The following is a 16,331-nucleotide window of genomic DNA, read 5'->3' on the forward strand; positions in this document are numbered from 1 at the left end:
CTAGCACCCCGGTGTGCTGTCGCCCAGGGCGGATCACGGCGATCAGCGGGTGAGCACCGGCAGCAGGCGTCCCACCGCCCCGCCCAGACCCCAGCGCTTCACCAGCGCGTCCAGCGCCGCCGGGTCGCGGGGCTCCGACGGCAGGGCCGCGTCGAACTCCGGCAGCGGTACGTCCCCGGCGACCCGCACCACCGTCGGCGCCACGTCCAGATACGCGGCCGCCTCCACGATGCCGCGCCGCTTGGCCGGCGTCAGCTTCGACGTCCGGTCCTCGGCCGCCGCCCGCACCCCGGCCAGATCCCCGTACTCCGTGATCAGCTGCGCGGCCGTCTTCTCGCCGATGCCCTTCACCCCGGGCAGCCCGTCGCTCGCGTCGCCGCGCAGCGCCGCGAAGTCCGCGTACTGGTCGGGGCGCACGCCGTACTTCGTACGGATCAGCTCGTCGTCCACCAGGTCGCAGTCGCCGACGCCCTTGCGCGGGTACAGCACGCGCACCGCGCGCTCGTCGTCCACCAACTGGAACAGGTCCCGGTCCCCCGTGACGATGTCCACCGGCCCGGCGGCGCGCCCCGCCAGCGTCCCGATGACGTCGTCCGCCTCGTACCCCGCGGACCCGATCCGGGCGATGCCGAGCGCCGCGAGGACGTCCTCGATCACCGGCACCTGCGGGGAGAGCGTGTCCGGGATCTCCTCCTCGTCCGGGCCGGTCTCCGTCTCGGCCGCCACCCGGTGCGCCTTGTACGAGGGGATCAGGTCCACCCGCCACTGCGGCCGCCAGTCCTCGTCCCAACAGGCCACCAGGTCGTCGGGGTGGTGGTCCTGGACGAGTCGGGTGATGAAGTCGAGAAGGCCGCGGACGGCGTTCACGGGCGTGCCGTCGGGGGCCCGGACCGAGTCCGGCACACCGAAGTAGGCGCGGAAGTAGAGGCTTGCGGTGTCGAGGAGCATCAGGCGTCGCGTCACCCGGCCGATCTTAGGCTCGGTTCACCTCCGGGGCGCTCCAGCCGGGCTCACGGCCCCGACCGTGCTCGACCCCTCCTCCGTCGGGGCCTCCGCGCGCTCGGGACCGTTCCCCCGGCCGCGCCCCTTCGGCTCACTCGCCGGTCCCGGAGGCGAACGTCCCGGAGGCGAACGTTCCCGAGTCTCCGCGCGAGCGCACCGGAGCCCGTGCGCAAGCGTTCCCGGGACCCCATGCCCGCGCCCCGCACGTGACCCCCGTCACCTTTGCGTTTGCACCCTGTGAAGCCGGGCAGGCGCGAGCCCGGAGCGGAACCCGGTACGGGATTCAACAACGGAATCCCCATACGCGACGGGTCGCGGGCGGATCCCGCACCGCTCCACGGCCCGGCCGCGCGGGGGTGGCAGGGCCGTTCTCATTGCTACCCGTGAGGTTTATGTGTCCAGGCTCCAGGCCGATCATCTGTACAAGGTGTTCGGCAGACGACCCGACGAAGCCGTCCGGCGCCTCGCCGACGGCGCCGACCGCGACGAACTGCGCGCCGAAGGGACGACGGCCGCCGTCGTCGACGCCGGCTTCGTCGTCGAACCCGGTCAGATCTTCGTCGTGATGGGCCTGTCCGGCTCCGGGAAGTCCACCCTCCTCCGCATGCTCAACGGCCTGCTCGAACCCACCGCGGGCCGGGTCCTCTTCGACGGCCGCGACCTCACCGCACTCTCCCCCCGCGAGCTGCGCGCCGTCCGGGCCACCAAGATCAGCATGGTCTTCCAGCACTTCGCGCTCTTCCCGCACCGAAACGTCCTGGAGAACGCCGCCTACGGCCTGGAGGTCCAGGGCGTCCCGCGCGCCGAGCGCGAGACCCGCGCCGCCGAGGCCCTCGAACTGTGCGGGCTCGCCGGCTGGGAGAAGTCCTGGCCCGACGAGCTCTCCGGTGGCATGCAGCAGCGCGTCGGCCTCGCCCGCGCCCTCGCCACCGACGCCGACCTGCTCCTCATGGACGAGTCCTTCAGCGCGCTCGACCCGCTCATCCGCCGCGACATGCAGGACCAGCTCCTCGTGCTCCAGCAGCGGCTGAACAAGACGATCGTCTTCATCACCCACGACCTCAACGAGGCCATGCGCATCGGCGACCGGATCGCCGTCATGCGCGACGGCCGGATCGTGCAGCTCGGCACCGCCGAGGACATCCTCGTCCGCCCGGCCGACGACTACGTCGCCTCCTTCATCCAGGACGTCGACCGCTCCCGCGTGCTCACCGCCGCCGCTGTCATGGCCGAGGGCGCCGTCCCCGCCGACTGTCCCGAGGAGTGCTCCTGCCGGGCCGTCGGACCCGACACCCTCGTCGCCGACCTGTGCGCCGTCGCCGCCCTGGCCCCGCACCCCGTGACCGTCCAGGACCCCGACGGCACCGTCCTCGGCGTCGTACCGACCGAACGCCTCCTCGGCGTCATGGGCGGCCTCGCCGCGAAGGACATCGAGGAGCAGGAGGTGACCGCCCGTGCCTAGGCTCCCCCTCGGCGAGTGGGTCGACAGCTCCGTCGACTGGCTCCAGTCCCAGTTCTCCTGGCTCTTCGACGCCGTCAGCACCGGCGTCACCGGTCTCTACGACGGCATCGACGCCGTCCTGTCCGCACCGCAGCCGCTGCTCTTCGCCGGCATCCTCGCCGTCGTCGCCTGGTGGCTGCGCGGCCTCGCCGCCGGTGTCCTCGCCTTCGCGGGCTTCGCGCTCGTCGACTCGGTGCAGCTGTGGGACGAGGCCATGGCGACGCTCTCCCTCGTCCTCGTCGCCACCCTCGTCACCCTGGTGATCGCCGTCCCGCTCGGCATCTGGGCGGCCCGCTCCAAGACGGTCAGCGCCGTGCTGCGCCCCGTCCTCGACTTCATGCAGACCATGCCGGCGATGGTCTACCTCATCCCCGGCATCATCTTCTTCGGCGTCGGAGTCGTCCCCGGCATCATCGCCACCATCGTCTTCGCGCTGCCCCCGGGCGTCCGGATGACCGAGCTCGGCATCCGCCAGGTCGACGGCGAACTCGTCGAGGCCGCCGAGGCCTTCGGCACCACCCCGCGCGACACCCTCCTGCGCGTGCAGCTCCCGCTCGCCCTCCCGACGATCATGGCGGGCGTCAACCAGGTCATCATGCTCGGCCTCTCCATGGTCGTCATCGCCGGCATGGTCGGCGGCGGCGGCCTCGGCGGCGCGGTCTACCGCGCCATCGGCAATGTCGACATCGGCCTCGGCTTCGAGGCCGGCGTCTCCATCGTCGTCCTCGCCATGTACCTGGACCGGATGACCGGCGCCCTCGGCCGCCAGGTCTCCCCGCTGGGCCGCCGCGCCGCCGCCAAGGCGCGCGCCGCGAGCGCCAAGCGGCCCGGCGCGAAGCTGTGGGCCCACCGCCCCCAGCCCGTCACCGCCCTCGTCGGCGTCGTCGTGCTCGCGCTCGTCGCCGGCGGTACGGGCTTCCTCGGCGGTTCCGGCGGGTCGACCTCGACCACCGCCTCCGGCCCGAACAGCGGCCACGGCAAGAAGATCAGCATCGGCTACATCCCCTGGGACGAGGGCATCGCCTCCACGTACCTCTGGAAGGAGCTCCTGGAGCGCCGCGGCTACGAGGTCGACACCAAGCAGCTGGAGGCCGGCGCGCTCTACACCGGCCTGGCCGGCGGGCAGCTCGACTTCCAGACCGACTCCTGGCTCCCCGTCACCCACGCCCAGTACTGGGAGAAGTACAAGAACAAGCTCGAAGACCTCGGCTCCTGGTACGGCCCCACCTCCCTGGAGCTCGCCGTCCCCTCGTACGTGAAGGGCGTCGACTCGCTCGCCGACCTCAAGGGCAAGGCGGGACAGTTCAAGGGCCGCATCGTCGGCATCGAGCCCAGCGCCGGAATGATGGGCATCCTCAAGGACAAGGTCCTCAAGGAGTACGGCCTGGAGGGCGAGTACCAGGTCGTCGACGGCTCCACGCCCGGCATGCTGGCCGAGCTGAAGCGCGCGTACGAGCGCAAGGAGCCCGTCGTCGTCACCCTCTGGTCCCCGCACTGGGCCTACTCCGCCCACGACCTGAAGAAGCTCACCGACCCCAAGGGCACCTGGGGCAAGGGCGACGGCGTCCACACCCTCGCCCGCAAGGGCTTCGCCGCCGAGAACCCCGAGGTCGGCGCCTGGCTGAAGGACTTCGAGCTCACCGAGAAGCAGCTCACGGACCTCGAAGCCGTCATCCAGGAGACCGGCAAGGGCAAGGAGCAGCAGGCCGTCCGCGTCTGGCTGGACCGCAACCCCGGCCTCGCGGAGAAGCTCGCCCCGCAGTAGCGCCCGGCGGACCGGGATTCGTTCCTGTCCGAAAAGGGGTGGTCGCCGAACGTGTTCGGCGACCACCCCTTTTTCGTCACGACGCGAAACCCCGCCCCAAAGCTGCGTAAGGTTCAGGTAACCGCCCGGTACGGATACGCACGAGGCAGAGGGAGGGAGCCGACATGGACGAGAAGGAATCACCCCGCGTGGGCGCGGCCGTCAAGAGGCGCCGCAGAGCGCTCCAGCTCACCCTGGCCGTCGTCGCCTCCCGCAGCGGCCTCTCCGTCCCCTTCCTCAGCCAGGTCGAGAACGAGCGCGCCCGGCCCAGCCGCCGCTCCCTCGAACTCGTCGCCGAGGCCCTGGAGACCACCGCGGGCGAGCTCCTCGCCGTCGCCGAGGCCTCCCGCACCGTCGACGTCGTCCGGGCGGACGAGCGGTCCGCGACGCTCCCCGACGGAGTCCGCCGGCTCGTCCGGGGCCGCCACCAGCTGCACGCCCTGGAGTTCACCGGCGAGCAGGACGCGGGCCGCGAATTCCAGCATCGGAACGACGAGTTGCTGTACGTCGCCGACGGCGCCGCCGAGGTCGAGGCCGAGGGCCGCGCCCACCGCCTCGGCCGCGGCGACACGCTCTACCTCTCCGGAGGCGTACGGCACCGCTGGCGCGCCACCGAGCCCGGCACCCGCCTCCTCGTCGTCGCCGTCGCCGACCACGTCGAGGTCGAGGAGGAGTGAGGGCCGCAGGCGCCGGGTCCGTCCCGCGGGTCGTCTCCCTCGTCCCCTCCCTGACGGAGGCCGTCGCCGTCTCCGCGCCCGGCGTCCTCGTCGGCGCGACGGAGTGGTGCAGCCACCCCGCCGACCTCGACGTCGTACGGATCGGCGGCACCAAGAACCCCGACGTCGCCGCGATCACCGCGCTCCGGCCCGACGTCGTCCTCGCCAACGAGGAGGAGAACCGGGCCCCGGACCTCGCAGCCCTGAAGGCCGCCGGGCTCAACGTCCTCGTCACCGAGATCCGCACCCTCGACCAGGGCCTGCGCGAACTGGAGCGGGTCCTCGCCGCCTGCGGCGCGCCGCGCCGGCCGCGCTGGCTGGAGGAGGCCGAGGCGGCCTGGGAGTCCGTGACGCCCCTGGAGCCCGCGCCGGACGGAAGTCCGCTCACCGCCGTCGTACCGATCTGGCGCCGCCCCTGGATGGTCCTCGGCAGCGACACCTTCGCGGGCGACCTGCTCGCCCGCCTCGGCGTCCGGAACGCGTACGAAGGTCACCCGGAGCGCTATCCGCGCATCCCGATCGACGAGCTCCGCGCCACCGCCCCCGACCTGGTCGTCCTGCCCGACGAGCCCTACCGCTTCACGCCGGACGACGGTCCCGAGGCGTTCCCCGGGACCGCCGCCGCCCTCGTCGACGGGCGCCTGCTCACCTGGTACGGGCCGTCACTGGCAGAGGCGCCGCAGGCCCTGTCGCAGGCGCTGTCCCGGGCCCTGCGAGCAGCGCGCCGCTGAGCAGCCCGCGCACGGTGTGGACGCCGGCCACCAGCCAGGCGGCCACGAGGAACACGTACAGCGCGACGGCGAGCCACCGGAAGACGTCGAGACCGGTGTGCTGGGCGAGTCCCTCGGCGCCGGTCACGCAGGTCCCGACCGGGAAGGTGAACGCCCAGAACGTCATGGCGAAGCCCATGCCCCGCCGCCGCGCCCGCAGCACCATCGCCCCGGCGAGCGCCAGCCACAGCAGCGCGAAGCCCATCACAGGCACCCCGTAGAGGACGGCGAAGGCGGCGAAGCCGTGCGCGTACGGGTCGGGCAGCACGCTCGGGGCCACGTCGGCGAACTTGTTCGCGGCGGTCGTCGACTGGCCCAGCGGGCCGAGGACGAGGAAGAGCGTGGGGGTGAGCGCGAGGGGCAGCGGGCCGCCGGTCACGAGCCGGCCGAAGACCAGGGGCAGCATGACCAGGGTGGCGAGCAGGCTGATCCCGAACATCGCGTAGCAGGCGATGAGGAGCGTCTGCTGGGCCTGCCCGGCGGGCAGGTGCGGCACGAGCAGCGGGCCGAGCGCGGCGGAGACCATGGGGGCGACGACCGGCAGCAGCCACACCGGGGACGCGCTCTCGATCCGGTGGTGCACCACCATGAGGTACGGGACGGCCACGGCCGCCGCAAGACCGATCACCGTGCCCGCGGTGAACAGCACGGTGTCGAGCGCCAGGGCCGCGGGGAGCCCGATCCAGTCCTTGCCCACGATCATCGCGCCGCCGCCCACGGCGAGCAGCGCCATCGAGAGGCAGCCGTAGAACGGCGCCATCGCGGGGTCCAGAAGATGGGCGCGGGCCTGGTCGCGGTGGTGGATCCAGTGCAGCGCGCGGGCGGAGACGAGGGTGAGCAGCATGGCGAGCGACAACGCCCAGACCGCCGCGCAGACGGTACGGAGGCCGGGAACGTCCACCGGGAGGGCCGCGCCCGCGTTGGCGACGATGGCCGTGCCCATGACGGAGGCGTACCAGTTGGGTCCGAGGTGACGGACGGAACGGGCCGGGGAGGCACCGGTGGCTGTCGTGGCTGTCGTGGCGGTGGCGGTGGCGGTGGTGGCCGTGGTGCCCGGGGCGGCTGTGGTGCCCGTAGTGGCGGGGTGCGCGCCGGGGGTGGTGGCGCGGGAGGCCGGACGAGGGGCCGAGCGGGGTGTTGCGAGGCTTGCCATGACCCCACCGTCGCTCCCTTTCACCGCACCCACCAGGGATCTTATGACTATGACGTCATAAGCTGGGTTTATGAGCAGTGAGATGGCGGGCCGGCACGGGACACAGGGCGACGAGCCGAGGCCGCACCTGTCCCACCGGGTGCCGGATCTCGGCGCGCTCGAACTCCTCATCGCCGTCGCCCGGCACGGCAGCCTCGGCGCGGCCGCCCGCGAGGTCGGGATCACCCAGCCCGCCGCGAGCAGCCGGATCCGCTCGATGGAGCGGCAGCTCGGAGTGGCGCTCGTCGACCGCTCGCCGCGCGGCTCGCGGCTCACCGACGCGGGCGCGCTCGTGACGGACTGGGCGCGGCGGATCGTCGAGGCCGCGGAGGCCTTCGACGCGGGCGCCCAGGCCCTGCGTGGGCGACGCGACTCGCGCCTGCGGGTGGCCGCGTCCATGACCATCGCCGAGTACCTGCTGCCGGGCTGGCTGATCGCGCTGCGCGCCGAGCGCCCCGACACGGCCGTGTCGCTCCAGGCGGGGAACTCCGCGGCGGTCGCGCAACGGCTCTTCGCGGGCGACGCGGACGTCGGCTTCGTGGAGGGGCTCGCCGTGCCGGACGGCCTCGACGGGGTCGTCGTCGCGCACGACCGGCTCGCGCTCGTCGCCGCCCCCTCGCATCCCTGGGCCCGGCGCCGCGGGCGCCCCCTGGACCCGGCGGAACTGGCCGCGACCCCGCTGATCCTGCGGGAGCGCGGCTCGGGCACCCGGCAGGTCCTGGACGCGGCGCTGGCCGGGCACGGCGGGCTCGCCGAGCCGCTCCTCGAACTCGCCTCCACGACGGCCGTGAAGGCCGCCGTCGTCAGCGGGGCGGGCCCGGCCGTCCTCAGCGAACTCGCCATCACCGAGGAGCTGGCCTCCCGCCGCCTGGTCGCCATCCCCGTCGAGGGCGTCCTGCTCCGCCGCGACCTGCGCGCGGTCTGGCCCGCCGGACACCGCCCGACGGGCCCGGCCCGCGACCTGCTGTCCCTGACCCGCGCCCGCCCGACGGGCTGAGACGGGCCGGAAAAGCGTCAGACGCCTGCCGCGCGGTGGGTGATCCGGCCGTCCAGGACCGTGAGGAGGACCGGCAGGTCCGGGAGATCGGTCGCCGCCGTGGTGACCGGGCTGTCCGCGAAGACCGTGAGGTCGGCGCGGTGGCCGAGCGCGAGCCGGCCCGCCTCGTGCTCCTCGCCCGCCGCGTACGCCGGTCCCGTCGTCATGCCCCGCAGCGCCTCCAGCGCCGTCAGCGCCTGCTCGGGCCCGTGCGGCGCCTGGCCGAGGTCGCGGCTCGGGCGACGGTGCCGGGCGCCGGCCAGCACGCCGAGCGGCGGGAACGGCGCGATCGGCCAGTCGGAGCCGAGGACGAAGGGCGCCCCGGAGTCCACCAGGTCGCGGCAGCGCCAGGCGCGCGAGGCCCGCTCCTCGCCGAGGCGGCGCGACCAGTTGTCGGTGTGGTCGGCGCGGGTGAAGTCGCAGCAGTGCGTGGGCTGCATGGACGCGACGACCCCGAGCTCGGCGAAGCGGCGCAGCGTGTCGTCCGGCACCGTCTCGATGTGCTCCACCCGGTGGCGTACCCGGACCGCGTCCGAGGCCTGGGCCTTTTCGACGGAGTCGAGCACGTGCCGTACGGCCGCGTCCCCGATCGCGTGCGTCGCGGTGGCCACGCCCGCCCGGTGCAGTTCCCCGACGATGTGCGTGTACGCGGCGGGATCCGGCCAGAACGCGGCCGTGGACTCGCCGTGGCGGTCGGGCCGCTCCAGCCACGCGGTGCCGTTGTCGATGGTCCCGTCCATGAAGAGCTTCACGCCCGCCACCCGCCACAGGGCGCCGCCCGTGCCCTGCTGCTCGATCAGGGCGCGGACCCCGTCCGCGTCGGTGCCGGGCTGGCACCAGGGCGCGACGCGCAGCCGCAGCGGCAGCTCGCCGGCGGCGTCGAGCTCCCCGTACAGCGCGAGGCTCTCGCCGTTGGCGTCCATGACGTGGCCGCCGGTCAGACCGGCCGCCGCCATCGACCGCAGGGCGGCGGCGAGCCCCTCCCGGCGCTCCTCGCGGGTCGGCTGCGGGGCGACCCGCTCGACCAGCCCGCAGGCCGCGTCCTCCTGGAGCAGACCGGTCGGGCGCCCGGCCGCGTCGCAGACGACCTCGGCTGAGGCCTGCGCGAAGGTACGCGGCCCGTCGACGCCGGCGAGTTCGAGCGCCCGGCGGCTGGCCAGCGCCGAGTGGGCATCGAAGAGCAGCAGGAAGGCGGGCACCCCGTCGAGGACGGAGTCGAAGGGGGCGATCCCGACGGGCCGGTCGCCGAAGACGTTCGGGTCGAGCCCCCAGGCGAACAGCCACTCCCCGCGGGCGAGGCGGCGGACCTCCCGGGCGAGCGCCTCCCGTACGTCGTCGAGACCGGCGCAGTGCGAGAGGTCGAGGCCCCCGGTCAGCTCGGCGCCGGTGACCGGGTGGACGTGGCCGTCCACGAGCCCGGGCGTGACGACGGCGCCCTTGACGTCGACGACGGTGGTGCCGGGACCGGCGAGGGCGCGGATCTCACGGTCGTCGCCCAGGGCGGAGATCCGGCCGTCGCCGGAGACGGCGAGCGCGGTCTGCGGCAGGAACGCCCCCGTGCCGGGGTCGAGCAGTCGGGCGGAGAGCAGGACGAGTCGGGTGGCGCGCACGGGTGGCTCCAGGGGAGGAGGGGGCGGTACGGGGGAGGCGGGGAGGGTTAGCTGTGGGGCCGGGTAAGGCCGGTGGGGCGAGGGGTCAGTGGGGAGCGGCTGGGGCAGCGGGCTCGTCGAGCACGTTGGGCTGAACCGGCTCATCCGGCTCATCCGCTTCGACCGGTTCACGCGGCTCATCCGGTTCGACCGTCGTGACGGGCGTGACGGGCTCATCCGGTTCGACCGTCGTGACGGGCGTGACGGGCGAGGCCGGTTCGACCGACGGCTCCGCGAGCGGTGGTAGGTCGGTCAGGGCGCCGTGCGCCAGGCCGAGTTCCCGCTCCGCCGTCGTGACGGCCATCCGCGTCACGGCCGCGGGCCGGTTGCTCCGGTCGGTGTTGGCGTGGGCGCCCAGGCCGTCGAGCACCACCAGGATCTGGATGGCCGCCGTCCGCGGGTCGTCCGTACGGAACTCGCCCCGCGCGACGCCCTCGCGGATGAGCGTTTCCAGCCGGTCGTCGGAGGCGAGCTCCTGCTCGGCGACCCGGTCGCGCAGGACGGGCCGGTAGCGGCTCAGGTGGCGGGCGTTGATCCAGAGACGGCTGATGTCGTCGTACGCCTCTCCCGCCGAGAGGGCGAAGTAGCGCGCGAGGTACTGCGTGGGCGTCCCGTGCGGCCGGTCCGCGGGCAGCAGCGCGTCGAGCTCGCCGGTGGAGGCGACGCTGAAGGCCTCGCCCACCAGATCCTCCGCCGAGGGGAAGTAGTGGCTGATCAGACCGGGCCGTACGGCGAGCTCCTCGGCGATCCGCCGCAGGGTGACGCACTCCAGGCCCTCGGTCAGGGCGACCCGGGCCGCGGTCTCCACGATCTCCGCCCGCCGGGCTTCCGGGGATTTCCGAACGCGCTTGCGCTGAACGCTTGACGACATACCCGGGATGCTATTGAGTGTGCGACCAATAAGCAACCAGGGGCAACCAGGTGGACACCGAACGGTCGCCTGGTGGGCACCACCCGCACCCGGAGGGCCGCATGGCTTCCACGATCCCCGACCCGATCCCCCGCTCCCAGGGCGTCGAGGTCACCCCGTCGGCCGCCGCCGACAGGCCCGGCCGCATCGAGGCCCACGGCATCGATCACATCCCCGACGGCGAACGCCACGGACACCCCCGCGAGCTCTTCTCCGTGTGGGCCGCGGCCAACGTCAACTACCTCAGCCTCGTCATCGGCGGAGCCCTCGTGCTCATGGGCCTGACGCTCTGGCAGGCCGTCGCCGTGATCGTCGTCGGCAACCTCTTCTGGCTGCTCACCGGACTCCTCGCCACCTCGGGCCCGGCCGCCGGCGCGCCCAGCGAGGTGATCACCCGGGCCGTCTACGGCGTCCTCGGCAACCGCGTGAACAACGCGGTCGGCGGCTGGCTCGTCTCCGTCTGCTACTTCGCCCTCAACCTCGCCGCCGCGGCGACCGCCGCCTTCGCGCTCGTCGAGAAGACCGGCATCACGGCGAACACCCCCGTCAAGGTGGCCGTGATCGTGGTCATCGCCGCGCTCACCCTGGCCATCAGCGTCTACGGCCACGCCCTGATCATCAAGCTGTACGTGCCGATCACCCTCGCCCTCGTCGCGGCCTTCGCCGTCGTCGCGTTCGCCGTCCTGCGCCACGCCGACTTCTCGTACGCCCCCGCCGAGCCGCTCGGCGGCACCTCGCTCTGGGCCCTCCTCATCGCGGGCACCACGATGATCGCCTCGGGCCCGCTCTCGTACACCACGAGCGCCGACTTCTCCCGCTACCTGCCCCGCACGGCCTCGAAGAAGGCGATCGTCGGCTGGACCGCCCTCGGCGCCTTCCTGCCCAGCGTCGTCGTCTGTTCCCTCGGCGCGTTCGCCGCGACCGCCGTCGACATGGGCGACCCGCAGAACGCCCTCCAGACGATCCTGCCCGGCTGGTTCACCCCCGTCTTCCTGCTCGCCCTCGTCCTCGGCACGATCTCCATCAACGCCCTGACCGCCTACAGCGCCGGCCTCGCCCTCCAGGCCGTCGGCCTCCGCATCCGCCGTACCGTCAGCGTCCTCTTCGACGGCGCCGTCGCCGTGGCCCTGACCCTCTACGGGCTGCTCGTCTCCGACTTCCTCGACACCGTCAGCAACGCCCTCCAGCTGATCGTGGTCCTGAGCGGCCCCCTGATGGCCGTCTACGCGACCGACATCGTGCTGCGCCGGTGCCGGTACGACGGCCCCGCGCTCTCCGACGAGACCCCGCGCGGCCCCTTCTGGTACACTGGCGGCGTCAACCTCGCGGGCGCGATCGCCCTCACGGCGGGCACCACCTCGGCGGCCCTCTGCGTCGACACCCTCTACACCGGCCCCGTCGCCGCGGCCCTGGGCGGCCTGGACCTCTCCCTCCCCGTCGGCATGACGGTCGCCGCGGCCGTCTACGCCCTCCTGATGCGGAACGACTCCACCGTGCGCGCCGCCCGGGCGCGCGCGTGAACGCCCGTACGGTCCTCCGGATCAGCGGGGACTCGCCGAGACGCCGGGGCGAGGACCGGGGCCGACAGGCCCGCGAGGGCATCCGACGCGCGTGGCAGGTCTACGGGGAACTCTTCGCGACCGTCGCCGCGGGCGCGTCGAGCGGCGCACGGATGCCGGACGTCGCCGCCCTCGCCCTCCGTACCGTCGACGCGACCCGGGCCTGGGCGCCCGAGCTCGTCGAGGAGATGGAGGGAGTCGCCGAGGGCGCCGGGATGCCGTTCCAGACGATCGCCGCGCTCAACGCGCGCACCGAGATCCTCGCCGAGGCCGGTGCGCCGAGGGCGGGGGAGTGCTCCACCCTCGTCCGTACCGACGGCGCCGGGACCGCCGGCGGCCAGTGCTGGGACTGGCACGAGGAGCTGGCCGACGCCTGGCACCTCCAGACCGTGACCGGCGACGTCCGCGGCTTCGCGGGGATCACCGAGCACGGAATCCTCGCGAAGATCGGCGTCAACGACGCCGGTGTGGGCGTGCTCTTCAACATCCTCGGCCACACCGGCGACGCCGCCACCGGCGTCCCCGTCCACCTCGTGGCCCGTCAGGTGCTCGGCGCGGCCGGGTCGTTCGAGGAGGCGGTCGACATCCTCACCTCCGCGCCGGTATCCGCCTCCACGGTCATCACCGTGGTGACGGCGGACCGAGCCGCCTCCGTCGAACTCGCCCCCGGCGGTTCGGCGGTCGTCGCCCCGGACGACCGGGGCTGGCTGGTCCGCACGAACCACTTCCTCGACCCGGGCCTCGCCGCCGGCGAACTGCGCGGGCGCCGGGAGCCGGAGACGTACGACCGCCACCGCCTGCTCACCACCCGCGTCCGCGAACACACCGGCCTGCTCGACACCGGCCTGCTCGGCACCGGCCCGCTCGGCACCGACACCCTCGTGGACCTGCTCACCGCACACCGGGAGGACGGCGCCGAGGTCTGCTGCCACGCCCCCGCCGAGGGGACCCTGGGCGGCAGGTGGGCGACGCTGGCCACGGTCGCGGTCGACCCGGCCGAGCGGCGCCTCCTGGTGCATGACGGCGGGCCGTGCACGGCGGGCCCCGCGAGCTGGACACCGCTCACGGCGCCCACCCGCTGAACGAGCCTCCCGGTTACCGCCGGTCCGCCCCCGCCCCCGCCCCCGCCCCCGCCGCCTCGACGAGGCCTCGCATCACGCGCAGGTCCTCGCCCATCTCGGGATGCCACTGCACGCCGAGGGCCCAGACGGGGGCGGCCAGTTCCACCGCCTCCACCGTGCCGTCCTCGGCGTGGGCCGAGGCCGTGAGGCCCGCACCCAGCCGGTCCACGGCCTGGTGGTGATAGGTCGGGACCTCGGTCAGCTCGGGCACCAGGGAGGCGTACCTGGTGTGCGGGACCGGCTTGACCGCGTGCCGGCCGATCACCCCGACCGCCTCCACATGCCCGTCCAGGTGCTGGACCAGCGTCCCGCCGAGGGCCACGTTCAGCAGCTGCATCCCACGGCAGATCCCGAGGAGCGGGGTGCCGGAGGCCAGGGCCGCGTCGATCAGGGCCAGTTCCCAGGAGTCCCGGGCGCGGGCCGGTGGGCCGGTACGGGGGTCGGGCTCGGCCCCGTACCGTACGGGCTCGACGTCCGCCCCGCCCGCGACGACCAGCCCGTCGAGCCGGGCCACGACCTCCGCCGCGGCGGCCGGCTCGTCCGGCGGCAGCATCACGGCGAGCCCCCCGCTCTCGCGGACGAGCCGCGGGTACGGCGCGGGGAGCAGCGCGGCCTGCATGTCCCACACCCCCCAGCGGGCCTGGTCCAGATAGGTGGTCACGCCGATGAGCGGCTTGGGCACGTACTTCCTCCAGAGCTGCCGAGTGTCAGTGCATCAGGTGCATCAGGTGCATCAGGTGAATCAGTCGCGTGCGAGCTCGGCCTCGGCCGCGGCGAGCGCCGCGAACTCCTCCTCCGGCGCGCCGGCCACCAGATGGTGCCGACTGTAGAACGCGAAGTAGGCGAGAGCGATCACGTACACCCCGAGCGCCATGAACGCCGCCGTCCGGTCCACCAGGAAGGTCGCGACGAGCGCCGAGAGGGCCAGGACGAAGGCGATGGACGAGGTCACGATTCCGCCGGGCGTCCGGTACGGCCGGTGGAGGCCGGGCTCGCGGCGCCGCAGCACGATGTGCGAGAGCGCCATGAGGGCGTACGAGATGGTGGCGCCGAAGACCGCGATGTTCAGCATCCGCGCCCCGTTGCCGGTGCCGGCGGCGAGGGCGAAGCCGATCGCGCCCGGGATGAGCAGCCCCAGGTACGGCGACTTGCGGCGGCTGGTGAGGGAGAGGAAGCGGGGCAGGTAGCCGGCCCGGGAGAGGGCGAACAGCTGGCGTGATCCGGCGTAGATGAGGGAGAAGAAGGAGGCGACCAGGCCCGCGAGGCCCGCGTAGTTCACGAAGCGGCTGAGCGCCGTCGGCTCCCCGTCGCCCTGGAGCGCCACGACGAGCGGGTTCCCCGCCTCCTGCACGGCGGCCGAGCCGCGCGCGCCGGTGGCGGCGAGGAAGGTCATGACGGCGAGGAGCACCAGGATCCCCATCGAGATCGCGAGCGCCCTCGGCATCGACCGCACCGGGTCCTTCGCCTCCTCGGCGGCGAGCGGCACGCCCTCCACTCCGAGGAAGAACCACATGCCGAAGGGGAACGCGGCCCAGATCCCGAGCAGTCCGAAGGGGAGCCAGGAGTTCGACCCGAAGGCCTCGCCGTCGACCGGGATGTCGTTCAGGCCGTCGACGTGGAAGTCGGTGAACGCGCCGAGCGCGAAGACGACGAGCGCCGCGACCGCGATGGCCGTCACGATCAGGCTGAACCGCAGCGCCTCGCCCACGCCCCACAGGTGGATGCCGATGAAGAGCGCGAAGCAGACGAGGTAGACCGGCCAGCCGGACTCCAGGCCGAAGAGGCCGAGGGACTCGACGTAGTCGCCGATGAAGATGGAGATCGCGGCGGGGGCGAGGACGTACTCGATGAGGATCGCGGTGCCGGTGAGGAACCCGCCCCAGGTGCCGAGCGCCCGCCGGGCGAAGCCGTAGCCGCCGCCCGCCGTGGGCAGGATGGCGGAGAGCTCGGCGAGCGCGAAGACCAGACAGGCGTACATCGCGCCCATGAGGACGGTGGCGATGGCGAGTCCGCCGAAGCCGCCCTTCGACAGGCCGATGTTCCAGCCGGAGAAGTCCCCGGAGACCACGTAGGCGACGCCGAGGCCGGTGAGCAGCAGCCAGCCGGCGCTGCCGCGGCGCAGCGCGCGGCGCTCCAGGTAGTCGTCCTTCGGTGGGGTGGTGCCGCCGGAGGTGTTCCCGGTCGTTTCTTCGAGCGTCATGGCAGCGTCAGCTCCCCGCAACGGGCCCAATGGATTGGAGCCATACCTTTGCGGCGCCGTGCGGGATGCGCAACCCCCGTGCGTTACTTTCGGGTTACGCGTGCCCTTTCCCTACGTCAGGAAACCCCGCAGCAGCGCCGCCGTGCCCGCGCAGTGCTCGCGCATCACCTCGCGCGCCGCGTCCGCGTCCCCGTCGAGGACCGCCTCCACCAGTGCGGTGTGCTGGTGCTGGGAGTGCTCCAGATTGCGTACGAGCAGGGGGATGCAGTCGAGGAGGTCGTTCACCGTCGCCCGGACGGCGGCGTACTGGGCGGTCAGCGTCGGCGAGCCGGAGAGCTCGGCGAGCGTGAGGTGGAGCAGGGTGTCCTGGCGGCGGTATTCGGCCAGGGGGGCGTCATGGGTCGCCGCCACGGCGGCCCGCAGCCGCTCGGCGCCCGCCGCGTCGAGCCCGTGGGCCGCGCAGAGCCCGGCGGCCCCCACCTCCAGGACCTCACGGAAGCGCAGGATGTCCTCCATGTCGACCGAGGCGATCCGGCGGCGCAGCTCGTCCTCGTCGGCGGTCTGGACGCGGGGCAGCACGAACGTCCCGCCGTACCGGCCGCGCCGGCTCTCGACGAGGCCCTGCTCCTGGAGGACCTTGAGGACCTCGCGCAGGGTCACCCGGCTGATCCCCATCCGCTCGGCCAGCTCCCGCTCGGCGGGCAGCCGCTCCCCGCCCGGCACGAGACCGAGCCGTACCACCTGGAGGATCTGCTGCAGCGCCTCCTCGAAGCCGTTGCCCGCCCGCACCGGCCGCAGCACGGGCGTCAGCCGGTCCGCCGGTTCACTCGTACTGGCCACGTTCCTCGTTTCCCTTTCTCCAGGACTTCCC

At 73.5% G+C, this 16,331-nt stretch carries 13 protein-coding genes and 1 pseudogene; 7 read left to right on the forward strand and 7 right to left on the reverse strand.

Annotation, left to right across the window (positions count from 1 at the left end; genetic code table 11):
• Positions 1-42 precede the first annotated feature (42 nt).
• The gene (locus ACIBG6_RS33055) at positions 43-948 is read right to left on the reverse strand and encodes a 5'-3' exonuclease H3TH domain-containing protein (protein WP_399226608.1); all 906 of its coding nucleotides are present in this window, start codon (positions 946-948) and stop codon (positions 43-45) included.
• A 448-nt stretch (positions 949-1,396) separates the two neighbouring features.
• Here ACIBG6_RS33055 and ACIBG6_RS33060 point away from each other — a divergent pair, with 448 nt between their 5' ends.
• From ACIBG6_RS33060 to ACIBG6_RS33075, 4 genes are all read left to right on the forward strand, one after another.
• Positions 1,397-2,464, forward strand: a complete 1,068-nt coding sequence (locus tag ACIBG6_RS33060) for a glycine betaine/L-proline ABC transporter ATP-binding protein (RefSeq protein WP_399226408.1) — start codon at positions 1,397-1,399, stop codon at positions 2,462-2,464.
• Positions 2,457-4,268 (forward strand): ABC transporter permease/substrate binding protein, encoded by a 1,812-nt coding sequence (locus ACIBG6_RS33065; RefSeq protein ID WP_399226409.1) that lies wholly within the window; start codon positions 2,457-2,459, stop codon positions 4,266-4,268. Before ACIBG6_RS33060 ends, ACIBG6_RS33065 begins: the two co-directional genes overlap by 8 nt.
• A 164-nt stretch (positions 4,269-4,432) precedes the next feature.
• On the forward strand, positions 4,433-4,984 hold the full coding sequence (locus tag ACIBG6_RS33070; protein WP_329624418.1) for an XRE family transcriptional regulator: 552 nt from the start codon (positions 4,433-4,435) through the stop codon (positions 4,982-4,984).
• Positions 4,981-5,754, forward strand: coding sequence for a helical backbone metal receptor (locus ACIBG6_RS33075; RefSeq protein WP_399226410.1), 774 nt, complete (start codon positions 4,981-4,983; stop codon positions 5,752-5,754). Before ACIBG6_RS33070 ends, ACIBG6_RS33075 begins: the two co-directional genes overlap by 4 nt.
• On the opposite strand, the gene ACIBG6_RS33080 is transcribed toward ACIBG6_RS33075, so the two are convergent.
• Positions 5,669-6,946: a TDT family transporter gene (locus ACIBG6_RS33080; RefSeq protein WP_399226411.1), complete on the reverse strand. Its 1,278-nt coding sequence runs from the start codon at positions 6,944-6,946 to the stop codon at positions 5,669-5,671. The two genes, ACIBG6_RS33075 and ACIBG6_RS33080, sit on opposite strands and share 86 nt — an antisense overlap.
• Before the next feature lie 70 nt (positions 6,947-7,016).
• Here ACIBG6_RS33080 and ACIBG6_RS33085 point away from each other — a divergent pair, with 70 nt between their 5' ends.
• The gene (locus ACIBG6_RS33085) at positions 7,017-7,982 is read left to right on the forward strand and encodes a LysR family transcriptional regulator (protein ID WP_399226412.1); all 966 of its coding nucleotides are present in this window, start codon (positions 7,017-7,019) and stop codon (positions 7,980-7,982) included.
• Between the two features lie 17 nt (positions 7,983-7,999).
• Here the strand turns inward: ACIBG6_RS33085 and ACIBG6_RS33090 are convergent, their stop codons facing one another.
• Together ACIBG6_RS33090 and ACIBG6_RS33095 are read right to left on the reverse strand one after the other, a co-directional pair.
• Positions 8,000-9,631 (reverse strand): amidohydrolase, encoded by a 1,632-nt coding sequence (locus ACIBG6_RS33090; protein ID WP_399226413.1) that lies wholly within the window; start codon positions 9,629-9,631, stop codon positions 8,000-8,002.
• Between the two features lie 289 nt (positions 9,632-9,920).
• Positions 9,921-10,541, reverse strand: a pseudogene (locus ACIBG6_RS33095) (TetR/AcrR family transcriptional regulator); the annotation flags it as partial.
• Between the two features lie 101 nt (positions 10,542-10,642).
• Between ACIBG6_RS33095 and ACIBG6_RS33100 the strand changes: the two are divergent.
• On the forward strand, positions 10,643-12,100 hold the full coding sequence (locus ACIBG6_RS33100) for a purine-cytosine permease family protein (RefSeq protein WP_399226414.1): 1,458 nt from the start codon (positions 10,643-10,645) through the stop codon (positions 12,098-12,100).
• On the forward strand, positions 12,097-13,221 hold the full coding sequence (locus ACIBG6_RS33105) for a C45 family autoproteolytic acyltransferase/hydolase (protein WP_399226416.1): 1,125 nt from the start codon (positions 12,097-12,099) through the stop codon (positions 13,219-13,221). The genes ACIBG6_RS33100 and ACIBG6_RS33105 overlap by 4 nt, the downstream gene beginning before the upstream one ends.
• 13 nt (positions 13,222-13,234) lie before the next feature.
• On the opposite strand, the gene ACIBG6_RS33110 is transcribed toward ACIBG6_RS33105, so the two are convergent.
• The 3 genes from ACIBG6_RS33110 to ACIBG6_RS33120 all read right to left on the reverse strand — a co-directional run bounded on the left by ACIBG6_RS33110 (position 13,235) and on the right by ACIBG6_RS33120 (position 16,300).
• Positions 13,235-13,942, reverse strand: coding sequence for a gamma-glutamyl-gamma-aminobutyrate hydrolase family protein (locus tag ACIBG6_RS33110; RefSeq protein ID WP_399226417.1), 708 nt, complete (start codon positions 13,940-13,942; stop codon positions 13,235-13,237).
• A gap of 60 nt (positions 13,943-14,002) precedes the next feature.
• A complete protein-coding gene (gene eat / locus ACIBG6_RS33115) occupies positions 14,003-15,460 on the reverse strand; it encodes an ethanolamine permease (RefSeq protein WP_399226418.1) in 1,458 nt (485 codons plus the stop codon).
• A gap of 111 nt (positions 15,461-15,571) precedes the next feature.
• The gene (locus tag ACIBG6_RS33120; protein ID WP_399226419.1) at positions 15,572-16,300 is read right to left on the reverse strand and encodes a FadR/GntR family transcriptional regulator; all 729 of its coding nucleotides are present in this window, start codon (positions 16,298-16,300) and stop codon (positions 15,572-15,574) included.
• Positions 16,301-16,331: the final 31 nt, after the last annotated feature.

The sequence above is a fragment of the Streptomyces sp. NPDC050842 genome, from assembly GCF_044456565.1.
In the GTDB taxonomy this organism is placed as follows: Bacteria; Actinomycetota; Actinomycetes; order Streptomycetales; family Streptomycetaceae; genus Streptomyces.